Here is an 18933-nt window from a genome sequence, read left to right as displayed (position 1 = left end):
TACCCATAAATAATTAGATTGCGTCTTGATTTTAGTCTCTAGCCGGAAATACCCCAATAATGCAGATCACATAGTTGAGTACCAATCCGGGCTGCCTGTTTTCATGTACTGTAGGTAATGTTGTACCACCCGCTGCCAAAACAGTAAGACTTGCTAGTTGAGGGCCGCTTACACTATTTACCTTGAGTGTACCCTGACCCATAGCTACAGGCTGTTTCGGGGCAATCGGAGTACTGTACAAAGTTTCTGAAACGGCCGCAGGTGCGCCCAAAAGATTACCCGCAGGGCTAGTCTCGCCACTTTGGTCTGCAGACGCCTTGATTGTTACGGTTGCAGAGCCACCTTGAACATAATTTACGGGGTGTATATGGGCTGGAATTTGAGAGATTGCAATTGGAGCGCTTTCCACGCCTTCTTTATCGCCGACATCATAGCTTGAAAGTCCTGGTCCCTGGCCTACACCTACAATAGTGCGTCCCTGTAAATCCGGAAGCATAAATGTGCTTCTTCCATCACCACCATAGTTAGTTCCCACTATTGCATAAAGCGCAGTGTATGCTTGTATAGGAAATGTTTGTCCGGCACAAAATGCCCATGAATACGGTGCGAAATTTCCGGCAAACATCCTTATTTCGCCTATAGTTCCTTCCATTGTTGATAAAATTTAGTATGAATTAATCAATTATTAATCTCTAGATGGGAATAAACCCTCTACACAAATCACATAGTTTGCACCAAGCACAGGCTGGATATTAGTATGTGCTACACTTGCGCCTGTAACTCCTATATTCACATTAGGCTTAGGTGGTATCAGATTGTTAACCTGTAAGGCTTGGGCATTAAGGCTCACCAGGTTTGTTGAAGTAGCTGGATTAGCATAAATACTATCATTGCCCGATGAATCCTGCGCAAGGAAATTGCCTTGAGGATTAGGTAGGGAACCATCTACAGCAACCCCATTTAGTGAAATATCAACTGATGGCACTGTTGATGTAGTTGTTTGGGTAGTTTCATGCGTATGCATAGGCATTTCAGCTTGAAGCAGGACATGATTTTCCTCTCCAATCGATTGCCCTAAAAGGTAAGACCTTAAACCCGGTCCCTGGCCTACTCCTACTACAATGCGGCTGGCGATATTGGGTAAATTAAATGTACTAACCCCATCACCGCCATAAGTGGTGCCAATTATCGAATAAAGCGAGGTATATATTGAGATAGGTAGTGATTGTCCCTGACAAAACATCCAAGTCCTTGGTGCAAAATTACCTGCGAAAGCGCGGATTTCGCCAATTGTTCCTTCCATAATTTTTTTTCTTAAAGGTTTAGTGATTAATTTCTTGAGGGAAAAAGGCCTTGTAAACAAATGATATAATTTAATGCAATACTTGGCATAATATTATTATGAGCTAAATTACCTCCCGCATTTAGCAGGGTTACCGTTGGAGCAGGTATGCTCAAATTGGTTACTTCAACAGATTTTGCACTTAAAGGAATCAGCGTGGTGCCATCACTGGTATAACAGGGAACCTGCCCGCTGCCATCCTCACTAACATAGGCATTCTGACCATTTACCTGGGTACCAATATCCGGACTAGCAAAAAAAGTAGCGGAGGCTGGAAGATTTGAAGTTTGACTTACTACCGATTGGTGTGAGTGTGCTGGTATCTGATTTAAATTAAGCGTTACCGTTTCTAACCCTACTTTTTGCCCCAGTGTGTACGCGGATAAACCAGCACCTGTACCCGCACCGATTGCGGTTCTGCTGCGAAGATCGGGTAATCCGAATGTTGTCCGCCCGTCACCACCGTAAGTACTACCTAATAAAGCAAATAAGGCCTGATTGGTATTTACATTTAACAGTTGTCCCTGACAAAAAGCCCATGTTCTGGGCGAAAAGTTGCCGGCAAAAATCCGGACCTCAGCAATTGTTCCTTCCATTGTGTTTTAATTTAGGTTTATAAATTTTTCTCCTGATTGTATACCCATGTGGAAAAGCTTAGCTCCGGAGAAGTAGCCTTCACGCATGTGTACAGTATTGATCTTTAAAAAACGATTTTCAATGCACGCTACAATTAATCCATAAAGTGCATCAGCATAAACAATAGTACCAGGTTTGGGTTTAAATCCTTCCTGCAACTGAATTTCAGCTGGCGATACTTCCAGTATACGCAACTCGTTATTTTTAATACAGGCCGTTGCACCATCATATCTAGGGTTTGCGGCATTAACCAGCTGTTCTATCTCATCTGCCGACTGTAGTTCCCAGTTGATAGTCAAATCGTAACTATTGGGTTTCTTATCAAACAGTACGGCAGCCGAATTCCTTTTACTTAAAGCAGATGGTAAGCTGATATTATTTAGCAGCTCCGGTATCGCCTCGGTAGCCATCAGCCCGAGGCGCTGGCAAAGCAGTCCATAATTTTCACCTTTCATACTGGGTATTCGCTTTGACCACACAACCGGTCCTGCATCTAAATCAGCAGTCATTTGATGTACCGTCAGACTTGCATAAGGTTCATTATTTTTGATTTGCCAGAATATAGGGTCGGCGCCACGGTATTTAGGTAATTCTCCGAAGTGAAAATTCAGATAACCTTGGCGTGTACTTTCCAGCAAGTAATCCGGAATCATCCAGGGGAAACCAAATACCCAAACAGCACTTGCATCTAATCCCGTCAACCACTGCTTTAATTCATGTTCCCATGCCCTCTGATTCAGTTGTAATATCTGATGATTGGATAAGCCCATAGCCCGAAGCGGTCCAAGCAATATTTTGCTACTACGCTCCAGAATAGCCACACCACCTAAAAGTCCTTGCGAGAATAATGCCTGAACGGTTGGAAATGCAAGCGAATCTGAATTGCAAATAACTGCTATTTTCATATCAAATGCCGAGATAAGGGTTCATCCAAAATGAAGAAGTCTGGCCATTAATACGTTGCACATCTTCATGATTAATATCAATCGTTTCCAGTTCACCGATCAGCTCCCTGGATATTTCACCTTTATTCCCATTAAAAGTGTTTTTAACCGAATAAACCCTGCTTCGCGAGGCATTTAACTCTGGTGCAATTTCAACACGGCCCCGATCTGTTTCAATTGCTGCTTCAGCAATGGCTTTTTGCAAAGATTTACCACCTTGTTCTTTAACCGCCTGAGCAATCAATGAGCCTGTTTCATAACCAAACTGAGTAAAAGGATTTGCCATGGCATTACTTACCTCATCAAGCTCCTCTGGTTTTAATGCCCTGTTTAATGATAGCGTAGTATAAATCTCAACAGGTTCAGATGCAGTAAACGCCTCAAGTAAAAACGGCAAACCAAGTAACGGAGTAGTTTTATGTAAGCCTCGCTCCACATATTGCGTTAAAAACATTGCAGCTTCTTTTCCGCAAAAAGTAGCCAGAATAAAATCCGGTTTGTAATGTAGTATATGTTCAAATACGGCGGCTATATCTCCAGTTTCTTTAGGGTTTGGTGTTGGCGCTACAGCAAATGGCATGATTACCCCACTCGCTGCCGATTCCATACCAGCACTCAACATACTTTGAAATGAATATCCACAGTCGTACAAACCAGATACATACATTCCTTTTTTTCCAAATTTCTTAACCCCCCATTGGCCAATAGACCACAATTGCTGCCAGGTATGAATGGAGTTGAGGAACATGTAATCGTTAAACTTTTCAGGATCTGGCAAATGCTCTCCTATGTTATTGATAATGAATGGCCGTTTAACATTGGCTATCTTTTCTGAAAGATCAATACCTACTTTATTTGAAACTATACCGGTAATCACATCGGCATCATCAAAGCTAACCAGTTTAGTGATAGCAACTTCAGCCAGTTCTCTCGACCCTTGTCCGATGAATTCGGGCACAATTTCCAATTCAATCTCCTGATCTAATTCCTTTAATCCATTTTTTAAACCTGTGCTAAAATGCTTAGCCATAGGCAGGATACTTGAGTTGGAAAGCAAAACACCCACCGTTAATTTTTTAGTTGCCATTAATATTAGTTAATTTGCCCACATACGCAGCAAATTGCTGTAGTGTTGCTGTAAAAAAAGACATTCCTGCTCTGCTGCCGGCGTATTGCGCAGGTTTTCCGAGATCTGAAAAATTTCAAATAACATTTTTCGGTGTACAGTTTCTTTGACCAGCGACTGCACCCAGCTTACCGCAACGTTCCGTTCACCACGGGTAACCTCTCTTACCTGATGAATCTGAGTGCATGGATAACATATAGCATCTCCCTTATTTAGCTTATACAATATATTTCCATTTGCAGTCTGAAGTTCCAGTTCGCCCCCATCATATTCTTCCGGACCATTCAAAAAAATGGTTAGCGCCACATCGGTGCGAATCATGTTACCCATAACAGGGCTATCTACATGCCATCCGTAATGCATACCGGGCATATAGCTACTAACTAAAAATGGATGAATGCTATGCGGAAGAACTGCATTTCTAAATAAAGGATTGCGGTTGAGTGCAGTCAAAATACTATGCTGAATCGCTGCGTGTTCTTGTGTTTGATTGTTTAGCTGCTGGTTACGCTTCACGTCCTTAGCGGAGCTGTGCGCAGTTAATCTGCCATCGTCAAATACTCCGGAGTTGAAAAGTAAACCGATTTGATCCAATTCTTCTTCGTTAAGAAGGTTGGAAATATGCAGATACGTAGCATTTGCAATACGAGGAATAATATCCTCTGTATTTAAGGTTTGAGAGTTCATTGTGAGCGTGCGATTTAGACAGTGTAAATCTATTAATAAGTTTCTAAACTTAAAATAGGTGTAGTTAAAATATTTCCGTTGAGCGAACGAATTTGACAATTGTCATGTCTATTTTAATTTACTGCCATATCATTACTAACTATTACAGTTATCTTTTATAAGTTTAAGGCTGCAATCGTTTACCGTAAAAAATATAAATTGATAATGGATACATATATTTTAGGAACCGGCTTATCACATGATGGATCAACAGTCTTATTGAAAAACGGAAAAATAATGGTAGCTATTGAAAAAGAGCGGTTGAGCAGAGTTAAACACGATGGAGGGAATGATTTTGACACTGTAAAGTATTGCTTGGATTTTGCAGGAATTAAAGCTGAGGATTTATCACTAATCGTTCAGGCTTCCAATTTTGAAAACAACATTCCCTCACATTGGTACAATGGAAAACGTTATTTTGAGGCAGATACTCCTGTACCCGTCATCACCCTTTCACACCATCTTGCCCATGCCTGGAGTGTAGTAGGCACGTCTCCTTTCGATGTCTTTAATGTATTGGTAATTGACGGCGCAGGTAGCCCTTATGATCAATGTATGGATCTTAAAGGTACGACAATACCCAGTTATCCGTTCGATAGTGGGATGTATTGTGAAAAGGATAGTTTTTACCACTTTGATGGGAAGATATTAACTCCGGTATTTAAAGATTTTTCGGAAGTGAGATTATTCCAAAAAAATTCGTCTATTAAGTTGCCAACCAATTATCATTCCATTGGCGGGCTATACCATGCAGCAAGTTGCTATTGTTTTGGCAACCTTAATGATGTTGGAAAACTGATGGGACTAGCCCCATACGGCAAACTTAGAGGAAGGCCTCCTCTATTCAACCTGGATAATGGGATAGTTGAAGTTCTTTATGAAAATATGGATTTTTATTTTGACAGGCCTTCATCAGGATATGACGATTTTAAAGAAAACTTTGGGCATTACGCAGACATTGCACGCTGGGTTCAGCATGAAACGGAGCAGGCTATATCATATCTTTTTAAGGAGCGATCTAAACTATTGAATCACGATAATTTTGCGTACGCCGGCGGGGTTGCATTGAATGCTGTTGCCAATCATAAAGTGCTTAAATCAGGTGTTGTAAAGAATTTATATATTCAGCCTGCGGCCGGAGACAATGGATTAGCCATTGGCTGCGCATATTATGGCTGGCATGAAGTGTTGGGTAACCCGAAGAAAACAATGGCCGATGCGGTATATTTTGGGGCGGGTTACAATAGTGAAGATATTTTACGGGCTATAAATTCTGCGGGAATCCATCAAAACCAAACCATTGAAATTAGACAAGCATGTAATTTCGTTGAGCAAACTGCTTTTGAACTTGCTCATGGAAAAGTTGTTGGATGGTTTCAAGGCGGTGCGGAGTTCGGCCCAAGAGCTTTAGGTCACCGGAGCATTTTGGCCGATCCGCGGATCAAGGGTATCAAGCAGCACATTAATAGCGCAATTAAATTTCGGGAGGATTTTCGGCCCTTCGCCCCTTGTGTCAGGATTGAGGACGTACAAAAATATTTTGTTCACGGATACCAAAGCCCATATATGATACTAATTGATGAACTAAAAACTGATTGGAAAGATACGCTTGAAGGCATAGTTCACTGCGATGGCAGTAGCCGGGTACAAACTGTATCTGCGTCTTTTAATGCTGATTTTCATCAGCTTATTGGTGAGTTCGAAGCGCTTACAGGAATTGGTGTTTTACTTAACACTTCATTGAATCGAAAAGGAATGCCAATTGTAGAAACCCCTGATGAAGCTTTATCTCTTTTTTTATCCGGAGCATTAGATGTATTGGTATTAAATAATTTTCTAATTTACAAATCATGATTAGCTACTCTAAATTAAACCTCAACATTAACATTCATTCCCTGCAAGAGGAATTGAAGGATTTACTGGCTGGAAATAAATGGTTACCGCATTACAGTACTGCGGACTATGAAGGAAATTGGCATGTACTTCCACTAAGAACGCCTGGTGGAAAAAGTGATGCTCCATTTGCTGACCTTTTACAACATGGTCAATTTGAAGACACTAAATTGTTGCGTGCATTGCCCTACACTTGCGAACTTTTAGAACTTCTTAAGTGCGAAAAAGGCTCTATACGCCTTCTTAATCTGCGTTCGGGATCGATTATAAAAGCGCACAGAGATGTTGAATTATCCTTTGAGCAGGGAGAAGCACGTTTGCATATTCCGATATTTACCAACCCCGATGTTGAATTTTATGTCCAGGAGGATCGGGTGATAATGGAACAAGGCGAGGTTTGGTATATCAATGCAAATATCCAGCATAGAGTTAAAAATCAGGGTTCGACAGATCGGATACATCTGGTTATTGACTGTAAGGTAAATGAATGGCTATCCGAGACTATTATTGGAGGGAATAAAAAGACAGTCTTCGTAAAAAAAGACCCCATTACTACTCGTCAGATTATCGACAGCCTTAAGACGATCGATTCATCCTACTCAAATGAATTGGCAAATCAGATGGAAATAGAATTAAAAAATAACCAGATGATTTCAAAAATGCTTGACTTTATCGCTGAAATCGGTTTACAATATCAACTTGAAAAAATAGATGGCGATACCTTTTTACCGGGTCTTAAAATAAGAAATGGGGTATTAATCATTGACTGCATAAAACTGTTATACCCTGGTGATATTTTACATGAGGCGGGGCATCTGGCATGTATGCCTTTGGAAATCCGGTGCAATATGAACGATTCATTACCTGTAGACGACATCAATAATGGCGGTGAGATGATGGCTATTGCCTGGTCATATGCCGTCTCGCTACACCTAGGCATTGATCCACATATTGTATTCCATGAAAACGGCTACAAAGGCGGTGGACAGAATTTGGTTGATAACTTTAATCGAGGTAATTTTTTTGGCGTTCCTTTATTACAATGGAATGGAATGGCTTATCCACCGGACAAGGAATCTCATTTATCTTTCCCCAAGATGTTGAGCTGGACATGTAAAGAAAATAAATATACAAACACTACAATAGAACGATAAAAATGTGTTCGGAATTTAGCTTACCACCATCCACTGAGATTAGTTCTTGTGGATTAATGCATTTGAAACGCTTTTGGAGCAAAATACTATTCAAAAGAGCCAACACGCTTGAAGAAGGTTTATGGGAGAAAGAATGGCAGCTGGACAAAACCTTATTAAGTGTGCTGGGGCTTGGTTTGGAACAAACCTTAGTTTATGTGTTTCAACATGCTCCCGCATTTGAAAAATTTGAAGACTGGATTTTACATACCTCTGGGACACCCTCTGCAGAGCTGATTGATAGATTCAATAATACATTTAGTAAATTACCATTAGAGGAGCAACCCTTAACAGGCGTGTTGTCAGAAGAAGAGCTAGATTTTTGGAATAAAAACGGATATTTAGTTTTAAAAAATGCTATTCCTAAAGAAGACTGCTTAGAAACGATTCAAGTAATCTGTGCAATCTTGGATATAAAATTAGACAAGCCAGACACGTGGTATACTCCTCATGTTGCAAAGCAAGGAATTATGGTTCAGCTATTTCAGCATCCTGTATTGCAGAAAAACCGACAATCCGACAGAATTAGAAGAGCGTACGAACAACTTTGGAAGCGGAGGGATATTTGGGCGACGACAGACCGTGTTGGATTCAACCCTCCCGAAACAGATTCCTGGAAATTCCCCGGCCCGGATTTACATTGGGACTGTAGTCTGGATCTTCCTATTCCTTTTAATCTCCAAGGTTTGCTTTACCTGGCGGATACGGTGGCTGATCAAGGTGCTTTCACACTGGTTCCGGGCTTTCATCACCGGATTTCAGAATGGCTGCCTTCTTTGCCAGCAGAAAGGGATCCGAGGAAAGAAAATTTACATGACCTTGGTAGTTTACCTATAGCAGCTGAAGCTGGAGACTTTATCATCTGGCATCAGGCCTTGCCTCATGGTAGTCGTCCGAATACGTCAACGAAACCAAGATTTGTACAATATATCAATTACCAACCCGCCGAATTAGAGCATAGCAAAAACTGGTTGTAATTTTGCCGGAGCCTAGTGTCTGGGACTTATCGGATCATGCCTTGAGTGTACAATGGAAGCCGGGATTTTCTGACATTATATACTCAAATTCCGCGGTTATCTCACGAAATTGGTTTTCTACTTTACATATGGGTAAGGGCACTGTGAGACTACAATTATAGGTAGTGAGCACTTCTTGTGCAAATACTCTTATCTCTGTAAACAAGTCAAGTTGATTGTGGGTTTCTGATGCAGGAATTTGAACCACCACGGGTTCTGGAAGATGAAATTGCCTGTTGGCACAATAGATTAGCCCGACCTTTATTCTTTCAGGCTGATAGCCAGGTACTGTAAAAGAATCATATTCCTGCTGCCATCTTGTTAACCTTGCATCAATCTTTATTTCTTCGGGAATGAAGACAGCTTCTGGATGAAGCTGAGGAATCAGGTTATTCATAATTGCGAGTTGAGGTTCTTTTCTTAACCCATTGAGCATCGTCTCTGAAATGACGATATCAATACGTACATTTTCCGGGAGTGTATAAACTGTTGCATCCGCGCAAACAAAGTCCGTAACATATTCAAGTAACCCTAGCTGATCATATAATTTATGCGCAGCAGCGAGTGAGACTGCATTAACATCGAGCATAAGAAACTTAACTTGTTTAGATGTAAAGCGTGTAGTCAACGGCGTCAGCAAAGTTGCATATGGACCACAGCCCGCATAAAGTATGTGGATGGTTTCATTTGGCCGCGCGGCCGTGATTTTGCAGATTGCCTGATATATACCTCTAAGAAATATTCGTGTCCGGTCTATCTCTAAAAGGCAATGGGCGGCCTTAGTTGTAGACACTGCTTTCCCACTGGATAGATTAATATCGTGGTCAGTGATATCTCCTGCCCTAACACCGCATAATTCGGCAAATATATTGTGCAGATCTTTCAGTGCTGGAGTAAGCTTACCATAATTGGTGTCTGACAGCAGTATGGTGGTCACCGCGGATAACGTATCCGTAGCATGAGAAGCGTTTGTATTCATAACTAGTATTCTTAATCTATCTAATCTTGTATTTCACTCCAGTTTATAAACATATCCGGTTTCTAGTGCAAAGCTGGGCGATCCAGAACGTTTTATTGAACTTAGTTGCCGAAAATCTGATAAGCTCTTCAAAAGACCAGATATACGAGTTTCTAAAAGATACCCGATTAATTCACTTTTGTAGTTAATGGAATGGAGAAATGAAATACAGATCCTTTACCCTCTTCACTTTCTAACCATATTTCACCGCCATGGTCTTTTACGATTTGAGAAGTAACATAAAGACCAATACCCAATCCAGTAGATGCTTTGGCTGCATTTTCATCTCTGTAAAATTTCTCAAAAACTGATTTTCGTGTAATTTCGTTCATTCCTATTCCTTCATCTTGTATAGAAATGGTAACAAATCCATCCGTCAGGACCTTAGCAGAGATGAATATAGTGGTGCCTTTGGGCGAATATTTTGAAGCATTGTTGATGAGATTTGAGAATACCTGTTCCAATCGAAGGCGGTCACATTTAACGTCAATTTCGGCACATCCAATAATGTATAGTGTATGTGAGGGCATGATATCCTGCATCACCGCAACCAAATCCAAAATAAAAGTATCAAGACTAACGAACTCCCAGTTATAATCAAGATGTCCGACTTCAAGTTTCGAGACATCCATCAGTCGCTGCACCAGGTCTACTAATTTTGTTGTCTGAACGTCTATCTTATCCATTAAACTGGTTAAGCGCATATCAGAGGAGCCAGCAAGTTTTTTACCAATTTGCGCATAAGCTTTTAAGACAGTTATAGGTGTGCGAATTTCATGGCTGGCAACAGAAATGAATTCAGTTTTGTTTTTATCAATAATCTTTGATAGGCGAATTTCTTGCTGCTGTTCTTCAGCAATGCCTTTCAGGGATTGATTTTGTTGCTTAAGTTCCTCATAGGCATTCAGGGGGGCATCTTGAAGAAAAAACTCCTTAATGCTGCGCAATTTAAGGGAGTCGAGATTTAAAGACCGGGGCAGACCGATTTTCATCTCCACATAAGCCACCCCAGATTCTTCAAAGATAATAAACTGAGGAACCAGTTTCTGGGCATAGAAAAAACCATCATCCTGGCTGGTCAGTTTCACACTGTTATCATAGCTCACCAGAGCCTTTAGCGAAAAACGCTGCTTATCCTGATCAATACCAATCCGCAATATTCCGGTATCCGTATGTTCGATTACAGATCTGGAGATTTCAGAGACAGCTGTTGCGAAGGTTGTTTGCGTGGAAGTTGTCAAACCTAAACGTTCTGCAACGCGCATAGACCTGCGGTGAGCAAGCACCAGATCCATTTCATTTTCCAGAGATATGACTACGATTTCCATTAGCGTTGTTTAGTTTTTATAGCAACAATTGACATATCGTCAGTGCGTCGCGCATGGTCTTTATACAAAGCGGCACAAAGGATAGTCGGGTCGTACTTTCCAATCATTGGATACTTATTAGTCTCCCAACGGGTTTTAATTCCATCTGAACAAAGAATGGCCAGGTTATACTGGCTTCCGTCATATTGTTGATCATTCATTGTATTGGGGATATTGTGTCCAACAATGCCATTATAGGACATATGATTTTTAACCGCCACAGGACCAACCAATTTAAATAAAATATTCCCAATACCGGCTGATGTCCATTTATTAGTGGCAAACTCATAACAGAGTACATTTGCTACTGCACCTCTAGTCTTTTTAATAGACTGGTGAACATATCTGAGGGTTTCACTCGGGCTAAAATCTGGATAAACTTTAAATGCATTCGCAGCCTCATTAACCGCCAAATTTGCTTCAGGTCCATGACCAAGGCCATCTGCCAGCATAATTTTAATGAACTTATCGTTTTGTTTAATTGCCATCCCATCTCCGCTTACTGTTTCTCCAGGTTTGGATACTATAAGAGGATGAATGGATGCCACATTATTTTTTTTAGAATTAGGGACTGTATTATAAATTCGCGAAAGCACGATGGTCCCCCATCCCACCAGAGAATATAATTCAAAATGATCAGAAAGTCGCTTCATACTGCCCAAGCCAAAACCCATAGTATTTGTTGTCGAAATGCCGTCTTCCATCATCCTCGAAGGCTGAGCAATGCCCGGACCATGATCAAGGCTTATCAATTCAATGTAAGGATTCCCGTTATTTTCAAATACACCTAACAAAATCTCCCCCTGATCCGCGTATTTAAACAAATTTGAAGTAATTTCCGCAACAACCAAATCAATCTGATTAACTTTCGCTTCCATCATTCCAGCGTTTAAAGCGCGCTGCCGGATATCTTTTTTGATAAGCGAAAAATAACTTCTGTCAGTTGCCGCGAAGCTAATGTGTGTCGCATCAACCATTTGCCCACTTTATTATCGTCACTACTGTGCCTTCTCCCAATTTACTTTTAATATCAAATTCATTTACCAGCCGTTTGGTACCTGGTAAGCCTAAGCCCAAACTTTTACCTGTTGAGTATCCATCTTTCATGGCAAGGGAAATATCGGCTATTCCTGGCCCCTTATCTGTAAAGGTTAATCTTACTCCATTATTTCTACCACTGGATACAACTTCGATAAGACAAGCGCCACCATCGGCGTATCGAAGCATATTCCGGAGTAATTCGCTGGCTGCAGTAATAAGTTTGGTCTGGTTGACCAATCCCATTTTAATTTTAACTGCTACTTCTTTTACACGGTTTCTTAACAAAACGAGATCTTGTTCCCGGATGACCTGGATCAGGTCTTTACTCAGGGACAGTACCATCGGGTTCGGTTTCTAATTCGTCATTTTCATCCGGCCCAATCATTTCGCGTAATAAAATCATTCCCTTTTCGACATCGAGAGCAGTATGCACGCCTTTCAGTGGTAGTCCCAATTCTATCAGTGTAATGGCCACAGCAGGCTGCATTCCAACAACTACAGTTTCTGCATCTAAAATTTTGGACATACTGGCAATGTTGCCAATAATTCTGCCCATGAAAGAATCTACGATAGATACAGCAGAAATATCAATCAGAACCCCTTTTGCAGAACTTTTATTGACCATCTGAACCAGATCCGATTCCAAGGAAAGCGCAAGTTTATCGTAGAGATCTACCTGAATGGTAACCAGCAGAAAGCTACCCATTTTTAAAATCGGAATTCTATCCATTTGCGAACCCAGACTTTATTGTAGCAACTTTTTTAACTTCTAAGCGAAGTACTTTAAACGCATAAGAAAGCGCACTGGCCAGCGTCGCTTTGGTTATGATACTACTTAAATCAATACCCAGATGAACTATAGTTTGCGCAATTTCAGGACGGATACCACTGATGATACACTCCGCGCCCATCAGACGCGTGGCGCTAACAGTTTTAATTAAATGCTGCGCAACAAGGGAATCCACCGCAGGAACTCCGGAAATATCCAGAATAGCAATACTGGATCCAGTGTCCACAATTTCCTGTAGCAAACTTTCCATTACAACCTGCGTACGAGCGCTATCTAATGTACCAATAATGGGTAAAGCTAAAATACCATCCCAAACGCGAATTACAGGAGTAGATATTTCGGTTATTTCATCACTCTGTCTGAGAATTACTTCTTCCCTGCCTTTTATAAAAGTTTCAAAGGTGACAATACTCAACGAGTCTATAATTTTACTCACCTTCAATGTTTCTGTAACCTGCGCTTTAGGATCATCAGAAAGCATTTCCTGAATAACTTCTATGATAGCGTCTTTTAAAGAAAACACAAAATTTCCCGTTTCCCGAGGAGAAAATCCCTGGCGGGCACGCGTTATTGATATACCTCCCAGAATTTCAATTACAGGGCTCCAATCTTCAGAATCAATATTGCTATAGCTGTCTGCACTAAGGTTTTCCGTCAACACATCGATGAGTTCTTCAGACTGAATCCTCAGATCCTCATTACTTATCAGATCTTCACGAAGTCCATCATCAGACAATTGATTATTCATCCATTTTTCCAGGATTACCTTTTTTTTCTTTTGTAGCAATTTAAAGCTGTTTGTAGACATGGGAAAATTATATTTTATTTTTTCTGATCGAAATATCCGATGAAGGTATAAACATTAATTGTATTTCACAATATGTTTACCGAGTGCTACACCCAGGGCTCTACCGTAAAATTTCTTTGATTGTATTTTAGCGCAGCTATGAGGGTTTTGTCCTACGATTAATGTATTTCAAGAATCAATTACCGCCTGTTTTGCGTAGAAATACGTTATATACAAAATTTATTCGAGGCGCTAGCTCTTTTTCCGATTACGATCACATAAAACTTCAACAGGCAAGTTGCCAATCGACAAAAATTAAATAAAACTTTATGTTTTTTAAAGTTGTTAGCAACATATTACCACTAACAAAACTCCGATATGCGACCAAAACCGCGGGCTAATGAAAGCCGAGAAGTTGAAATGTACTCCGTTTCCATAAAAATCAATGGCGAAAATAAACACGTAAGGATACAGCCTTGGGTTAGTCTATTGGACTGCCTTCGGGATCATTTAGATTTAACAGGAACTAAAAAAGGATGCGATCATGGGCAGTGTGGTGCATGTACCGTGATCTGTGATGGAAAGCGAATTTTAAGTTGTTTGACACTTGCGGTTGCCAAAAACGGCTCCGAAATCACAACGGTGGAAGGAATAGCAAACGGAGACCAGCTTCATCCCCTTCAACAGGCCTTTATTGATCATGATGCTTTTCAATGTGGATATTGCACTCCGGGGCAGCTGTGCAGCGCTTTGGGACTGCTCAAAGAGAATAAAGCAAAAACAATTGAAGAAGTAAAGGAGCTCATGAGTGGCAACCTGTGCAGATGTGGCGCAAACACAGGTATTATCGATGCCATTATGCAGGTAAAAAACGAAGGAGATTATGAACAATTTTAAATACCATCAACCTGCAGCTTTATCAGAAGCAATTGCGCAATTGGAGGATGAAAAGTCCAACAAGCTTATTGCGGGTGGAACCAATCTGATTGACCTATGGAAGTATAATCTTGTGCATCCAAAGAAACTCATAGACATTACTCATCTGGAAGAAATTTCCAAAATTACTTCCCTGGAAAACGGAGGGCTGAGGCTCGGCGCAGCGGTAAAAAATGCAGATACTGCCTACAACCCTGATGTTGAAACCCTCTACCCATTGCTTTCAAAAGCTATTCTTGCGGGGGCTTCTGCACAAATCAGAAATATGGCCACTAATGGCGGCAATCTTTTACAGCGCACAAGGTGTTACTATTTTTACGATTTCGAAGTGCCTTGCAATAAGAGAATTCCAGGCTCTGGATGTCCGGCAAGAGATGGATACAATAGAATTCATGCGATACTGGGTACCAGCGAGGAATGCATTGCAGTGTTTCCATCGGATATGTGTGTTGCATTGGCTGCACTCGATGCTTCTGTACACGTGGAAGGTCCGCAAGGTACACGTGTCATTCCCTTCGATGAATTTCACCGCCTGCCAGCAGAACATCCGGAACTGGATAATACGCTGAATACAGGTGAAATGATTACCTCAATAGATTTGCCTCCAAACGGCTTTTCAAAGAATTATGCCTATTTAAAGCTTAGAGACCGACAATCCTATGCTTTTGCACTGGTTTCGGTGGCGAGTGCATTTGAGCTCGATGGAGGAGTAATAAAAGAAGCAAGGATTGCGCTTGGTGGCGTGGCGCATAAACCTTGGCGTTCCACTGAGGCAGAAACTTATTTGAAGGGAAAAGTTGTTAATTATGAGAACCTCTCGCATGCTGCAGACATAATTCTTCGTGGTGCACAAGGTTTCGGACACAACGACTTTAAAATAAAACTAGCTAAAAAAGCTATAGTGAGAAACGGACTAACGGCTTTAAACCCTGAATCACAGCTGCCGGGTGCCGGACCAACAGCTTAAAAATAGATTTGATGAATAGCAAAGAACATGTAGGTAAACCCATTAGCCGATTGGAGGGTAAGCTAAAAGTAACCGGAGCGGCCAAGTATGCGGCGGAATATCCCGCAGATAGAATGCTTTACGGTTATGTGGTAAACAGTCCAATAACCAAGGGAATTGTGATCAGTATAAACACAAGCGAGGCTATGGCTATTCCTGGAGTGGTGGAAGTGCTTTCGCATGAAAACCGGCCAAAACTGGCCTGGTTTGACTTGCAATATACAGATATGGATGCGCCTCCCGGAACGGTTTTCAAGCCGTTGCATAACGAGAAAATTTTGTACAACGGGCAGCCCATCGCGCTGGTTGTGGCCGAGGATTTTGAAACGGCGAGGTATGCAGCAACTCGGATTATCTTTGACTATGAGGTGGACAGTTTTCAGACCAGTCTGGAGCGCAACCTTTCTCAGGCAAGGCCAGCTAAGAAGGGATTTGCAACAGCATTAAAACCACCTCCTCCTGCACCAACCGGAGACTTCAAAAGAGCGTTTAACGATGCAGCTGTACAAGTAAGTACAACATTTCATCACGGCACAGAACACCACAATCCGATTGAGCTATTTGCGACGACAACCATTTATGAAGGCAAAGGCAAACTAACGATATACGATAAAACGCAGGGAACAATCAACACTCAGCTCTACATTGCCAACATATTTGGGCTACACTATAAAAACGTTCGGGTACTGGCACCTTATGTCGGTGGAGCTTTTGGATCGGGATTAAGACCACAATATCAGGTATTTCTCAGCGCAATGGCTGCGCTTCATTTGAAAAGAAATGTACGGGTTGTTTTAGACAGAAAGCAAATGTTTTCTTTTCCTCACCGTCCACCCGCTGTTCAGCATTTGAATTTCGCTTCCGATGTTAATGGCAGGCTAACAGCATTAGGACATAAAGTAATAGCAGAGACATCAAGTTTTGAAGATTATACTGAACCGACGGCAACCTGGAGTCATCGGCTTTACCCCGCTCCGAATACCCTTTTTGAGCACAATATTGTTCCTTTGGATGTGTATACACCGATGGACATGCGTGCTCCTGGTGGAAGCACGGCGATGCACGCGATAGAATGCACGATGGATGAACTTGCTTACAGGCTAAATATTGACCCGCTGGAATTAAGATTAATCAATTATTCTGATGCAGACCCGTCTGTACAAAAGCCCTACACCAGCAAGGCTTTACGCGAATGTTACCTTCAGGCGGCAGAGAAGTTTGGCTGGAAAGACCGGAATCCTGAGCCTCGCAGCATGAAAAAAGGAAACAAACTCATCGGTTATGGCATGGCTACAGGTATCTGGGATGCCTTTCAATTTCCGGCAAGAGTTGAAGCGCTAATAAACGCCGAAGGTAAACTGGTGGTTAAAAATGCGACAACTGATATTGGTACAGGGACGCTTACAGTCATGACTCAAATTGCGGCAGATGAACTTGGGCTTCAGCTTGAAGATGTAGAGTTTGAATATGGAGATAGTAAAAAACCTTTTTCCATGTTTCAGGGCGGCTCGGCGATTACCTCCTCTACAGGTGTAGCCATTATAATTGCAGCCAAAGCACTTCGTAAAAAGCTGATAAAAAAAGCCGCGGAAATAAAAGATTCTCCATTCAAAAAAGCGGATGAAAAAGACATTTTTTTTCAGGGCGGGTATTTATATTTAAAAAATGATCCAAAGACCACGCTTTCCTTGAAAGATATTGTACGCAGCAATAATGGAAAATCTATAAAAACAACCAACATGGGCAAACCCCATATGTTTAAGCTTAGAAAATATAGTATGGCTACCCACAGCGCATCCTTTGTAGAAGTGGAAGTTGACCAGGACCTGGGAACAGTAAGAGTAACCCGATCGGTGACTGCGGTAGCAGCTGGAAAAATCATCAATCCTAAAACAGCCCGAAGTCAAATACTGGGATCAATGATTTGGGGGATCAGCAAAACGCTGCATGAGGAAACCATTATGGATGAGCATCTGGGGAAATATATCAATACCAATTTGGGCGAATACCATATTCCTGTACATGCAGATATTGGAGCGTTGGATGTCATATTTGCAAATGAGGAAGATCGTGTGATCAATGAGCTTGGCAGTAAAGGCGTGGGTGAGATTGGCCTTGTAGGCATGCCGGCAGCGATATCCAACGCAATTTTTCATGCTACGGGAAAACGCATCTATAAGCTTCCTATTCATTTCGATGAATTGATTGAATAACAAACAACATTTGCTTGAAATGAAAATTAAAACTTGCGCACAAACCCAAGAGTTTAAGGTTTTTATTTTTTCGTGTTGTCGTCCAGTAAACACCAATAATTAAATCCTTACTAATTCCAATAATCAACCGATCGAAAATCATAAAACCACCGGACTAAATTATTGGTTAATAGATATATGGAAGATAAAAAAAAGAGTTTAATTCCCGCCCAGCAGAAGGGATCAAAAATGGATACGATTGAGGAGCGAACCTACGAAGATGCGTTCCTGGCAAAACATCATTTCTCGGAAGCGGTGAAAAGACTGTTGATGGTGAATAACTGGGGAGAATTTTCACCAGGTACAGCATTTAGTTTATTTGATGTCCATGGAAGGCAAGTAAACCGGGAAGCGCAAACCGGAGATTTCATCAGAATTGATATTCCGGGACCAGGCCCGGTTTCTGGGAATGGGTTTGATTGGGTACACGTTGAAGCTTTGCAACAACAAAATGATGATGATCAGGATCTAGTTGAAATGCGGGTACGTCCATGCCCAAATCCAATTAATGAAGATGAAGACGTTGCGCATTTTTTAGACAAACAGGCTTCCTCTACGTTTGTTGTCCGTCGGGAAGCTAACAGGGTATTGGCTGAAGAACATGGCCGAAACGAAGTTGCCAACACCAGTACCACAAGATTAATTGACGATGCAAGAAACCTGATTGTCGGAGCAGCTGCCATGTTGGGTCTTTCTTATCCCCAATGGAAGCTTTTGATCAAGGGGTTATTGGATGGAAAGATATAGTTCAAAAAACATTGGAACTTTTTTATAACAGATGATGTATGCTTTTAAGCGTCATGTTCCGGATTATGGCAATTTCATAAGTCCAATGTCTGTGATTTTTTATTTTTTAAAAC

General features: G+C 41.3%; 19 protein-coding genes. 7 read left to right on the top strand and 12 right to left on the bottom strand.

What is annotated here, in order from left to right:
* Positions 1-31: 31 nt before the first annotated feature.
* Genes ACJVDH_RS07885 through ACJVDH_RS07860 form a run of 6 tightly spaced genes read right to left on the bottom strand, consistent with a single transcriptional unit; the run spans position 32 to position 4735 of the window.
* On the bottom strand, positions 32-652 hold the full coding sequence (locus ACJVDH_RS07885) for a phage tail protein (protein ID WP_443947018.1): 621 nt from the start codon (positions 650-652) through the stop codon (positions 32-34).
* Positions 653-685: 33 nt separating this feature from the next.
* Positions 686-1303: a phage tail protein gene (locus ACJVDH_RS07880; protein WP_443947017.1), complete on the bottom strand. Its 618-nt coding sequence runs from the start codon at positions 1301-1303 to the stop codon at positions 686-688.
* A 26-nt stretch (positions 1304-1329) separates the two neighbouring features.
* On the bottom strand, positions 1330-1938 hold the full coding sequence (locus ACJVDH_RS07875; RefSeq protein WP_443947016.1) for a phage tail protein: 609 nt from the start codon (positions 1936-1938) through the stop codon (positions 1330-1332).
* 6 nt (positions 1939-1944) lie between these two features.
* A complete protein-coding gene (locus ACJVDH_RS07870) occupies positions 1945-2883 on the bottom strand; it encodes a formyltransferase family protein (protein ID WP_443947015.1) in 939 nt (312 codons plus the stop codon).
* A gap of 1 nt (position 2884) precedes the next feature.
* Entirely contained in the window at positions 2885-4009 is a 1125-nt protein-coding gene (locus tag ACJVDH_RS07865; protein WP_443947014.1) for an ABC transporter substrate-binding protein, read from the bottom strand.
* Positions 4010-4018: 9 nt separating this feature from the next.
* Positions 4019-4735, bottom strand: a complete 717-nt coding sequence (locus ACJVDH_RS07860; RefSeq protein WP_443947013.1) for a Fe2+-dependent dioxygenase — start codon at positions 4733-4735, stop codon at positions 4019-4021.
* A gap of 204 nt (positions 4736-4939) precedes the next feature.
* Between ACJVDH_RS07860 and ACJVDH_RS07855 the strand changes: the two genes are divergently transcribed.
* The 3 genes from ACJVDH_RS07855 to ACJVDH_RS07845 are packed head-to-tail and all read left to right on the top strand — an operon-like array spanning position 4940 to position 8837.
* Positions 4940-6628 (top strand): carbamoyltransferase family protein, encoded by a 1689-nt coding sequence (locus ACJVDH_RS07855; protein ID WP_443947012.1) that lies wholly within the window; start codon positions 4940-4942, stop codon positions 6626-6628.
* Positions 6625-7821, top strand: coding sequence for an aspartyl/asparaginyl beta-hydroxylase domain-containing protein (locus tag ACJVDH_RS07850; RefSeq protein ID WP_443947011.1), 1197 nt, complete (start codon positions 6625-6627; stop codon positions 7819-7821). Before ACJVDH_RS07855 ends, ACJVDH_RS07850 begins: the two co-directional genes overlap by 4 nt.
* A 56-nt stretch (positions 7822-7877) precedes the next feature.
* Positions 7878-8837 (top strand): phytanoyl-CoA dioxygenase family protein, encoded by a 960-nt coding sequence (locus ACJVDH_RS07845; RefSeq protein WP_443947609.1) that lies wholly within the window; start codon positions 7878-7880, stop codon positions 8835-8837.
* A 34-nt stretch (positions 8838-8871) separates the two neighbouring features.
* Here the strand turns inward: ACJVDH_RS07845 and ACJVDH_RS07840 are convergent, their stop codons facing one another.
* The 6 genes from ACJVDH_RS07840 to ACJVDH_RS07815 all read right to left on the bottom strand — a co-directional run bounded on the left by ACJVDH_RS07840 (position 8872) and on the right by ACJVDH_RS07815 (position 13900).
* Positions 8872-9855, bottom strand: a complete 984-nt coding sequence (locus ACJVDH_RS07840) for a hypothetical protein (RefSeq protein ID WP_443947010.1) — start codon at positions 9853-9855, stop codon at positions 8872-8874.
* A gap of 167 nt (positions 9856-10022) precedes the next feature.
* Entirely contained in the window at positions 10023-11222 is a 1200-nt protein-coding gene (locus tag ACJVDH_RS07835; protein ID WP_443947009.1) for a sensor histidine kinase, read from the bottom strand.
* On the bottom strand, positions 11222-12238 hold the full coding sequence (locus tag ACJVDH_RS07830) for an ATP-binding protein (protein ID WP_443947008.1): 1017 nt from the start codon (positions 12236-12238) through the stop codon (positions 11222-11224). Before ACJVDH_RS07830 ends, ACJVDH_RS07835 begins: the two co-directional genes overlap by 1 nt.
* Positions 12231-12644 carry an anti-sigma regulatory factor gene (locus ACJVDH_RS07825; RefSeq protein WP_443947007.1) on the bottom strand — a complete coding sequence of 138 codons (414 nt, stop codon included), beginning with the start codon at positions 12642-12644 and terminating at the stop codon, positions 12231-12233. Before ACJVDH_RS07825 ends, ACJVDH_RS07830 begins: the two co-directional genes overlap by 8 nt.
* Complete coding sequence (locus ACJVDH_RS07820; RefSeq protein WP_443947006.1) at positions 12625-13032, bottom strand: STAS domain-containing protein; 408 nt, start codon at positions 13030-13032, stop codon at positions 12625-12627. Before ACJVDH_RS07820 ends, ACJVDH_RS07825 begins: the two co-directional genes overlap by 20 nt.
* The gene (locus ACJVDH_RS07815) at positions 13025-13900 is read right to left on the bottom strand and encodes an STAS domain-containing protein (RefSeq protein WP_443947005.1); all 876 of its coding nucleotides are present in this window, start codon (positions 13898-13900) and stop codon (positions 13025-13027) included. Before ACJVDH_RS07815 ends, ACJVDH_RS07820 begins: the two co-directional genes overlap by 8 nt.
* A gap of 357 nt (positions 13901-14257) precedes the next feature.
* On the opposite strand from ACJVDH_RS07815, the gene ACJVDH_RS07810 reads away from it, so the two are divergent.
* The 4 genes from ACJVDH_RS07810 to ACJVDH_RS07795 all read left to right on the top strand — a co-directional run bounded on the left by ACJVDH_RS07810 (position 14258) and on the right by ACJVDH_RS07795 (position 18820).
* Entirely contained in the window at positions 14258-14776 is a 519-nt protein-coding gene (locus tag ACJVDH_RS07810) for a (2Fe-2S)-binding protein (protein ID WP_443947004.1), read from the top strand.
* Complete coding sequence (locus tag ACJVDH_RS07805; RefSeq protein ID WP_443947003.1) at positions 14763-15782, top strand: FAD binding domain-containing protein; 1020 nt, start codon at positions 14763-14765, stop codon at positions 15780-15782. Before ACJVDH_RS07810 ends, ACJVDH_RS07805 begins: the two co-directional genes overlap by 14 nt.
* 11 nt (positions 15783-15793) lie before the next feature.
* Positions 15794-18034: a xanthine dehydrogenase family protein molybdopterin-binding subunit gene (locus ACJVDH_RS07800; RefSeq protein ID WP_443947002.1), complete on the top strand. Its 2241-nt coding sequence runs from the start codon at positions 15794-15796 to the stop codon at positions 18032-18034.
* Between the two features lie 228 nt (positions 18035-18262).
* Positions 18263-18820: a hypothetical protein gene (locus tag ACJVDH_RS07795; RefSeq protein WP_443947001.1), complete on the top strand. Its 558-nt coding sequence runs from the start codon at positions 18263-18265 to the stop codon at positions 18818-18820.
* Positions 18821-18933: the final 113 nt, after the last annotated feature.

Source organism: Pedobacter terrestris (genome assembly GCF_052343045.1).
Taxonomy (GTDB): Bacteria; Bacteroidota; Bacteroidia; order Sphingobacteriales; family Sphingobacteriaceae; genus Pedobacter.
The sequence above is the reverse complement of the archived record's forward strand: the minus strand, read 5'-3'. Positions and strand labels throughout refer to the sequence as shown.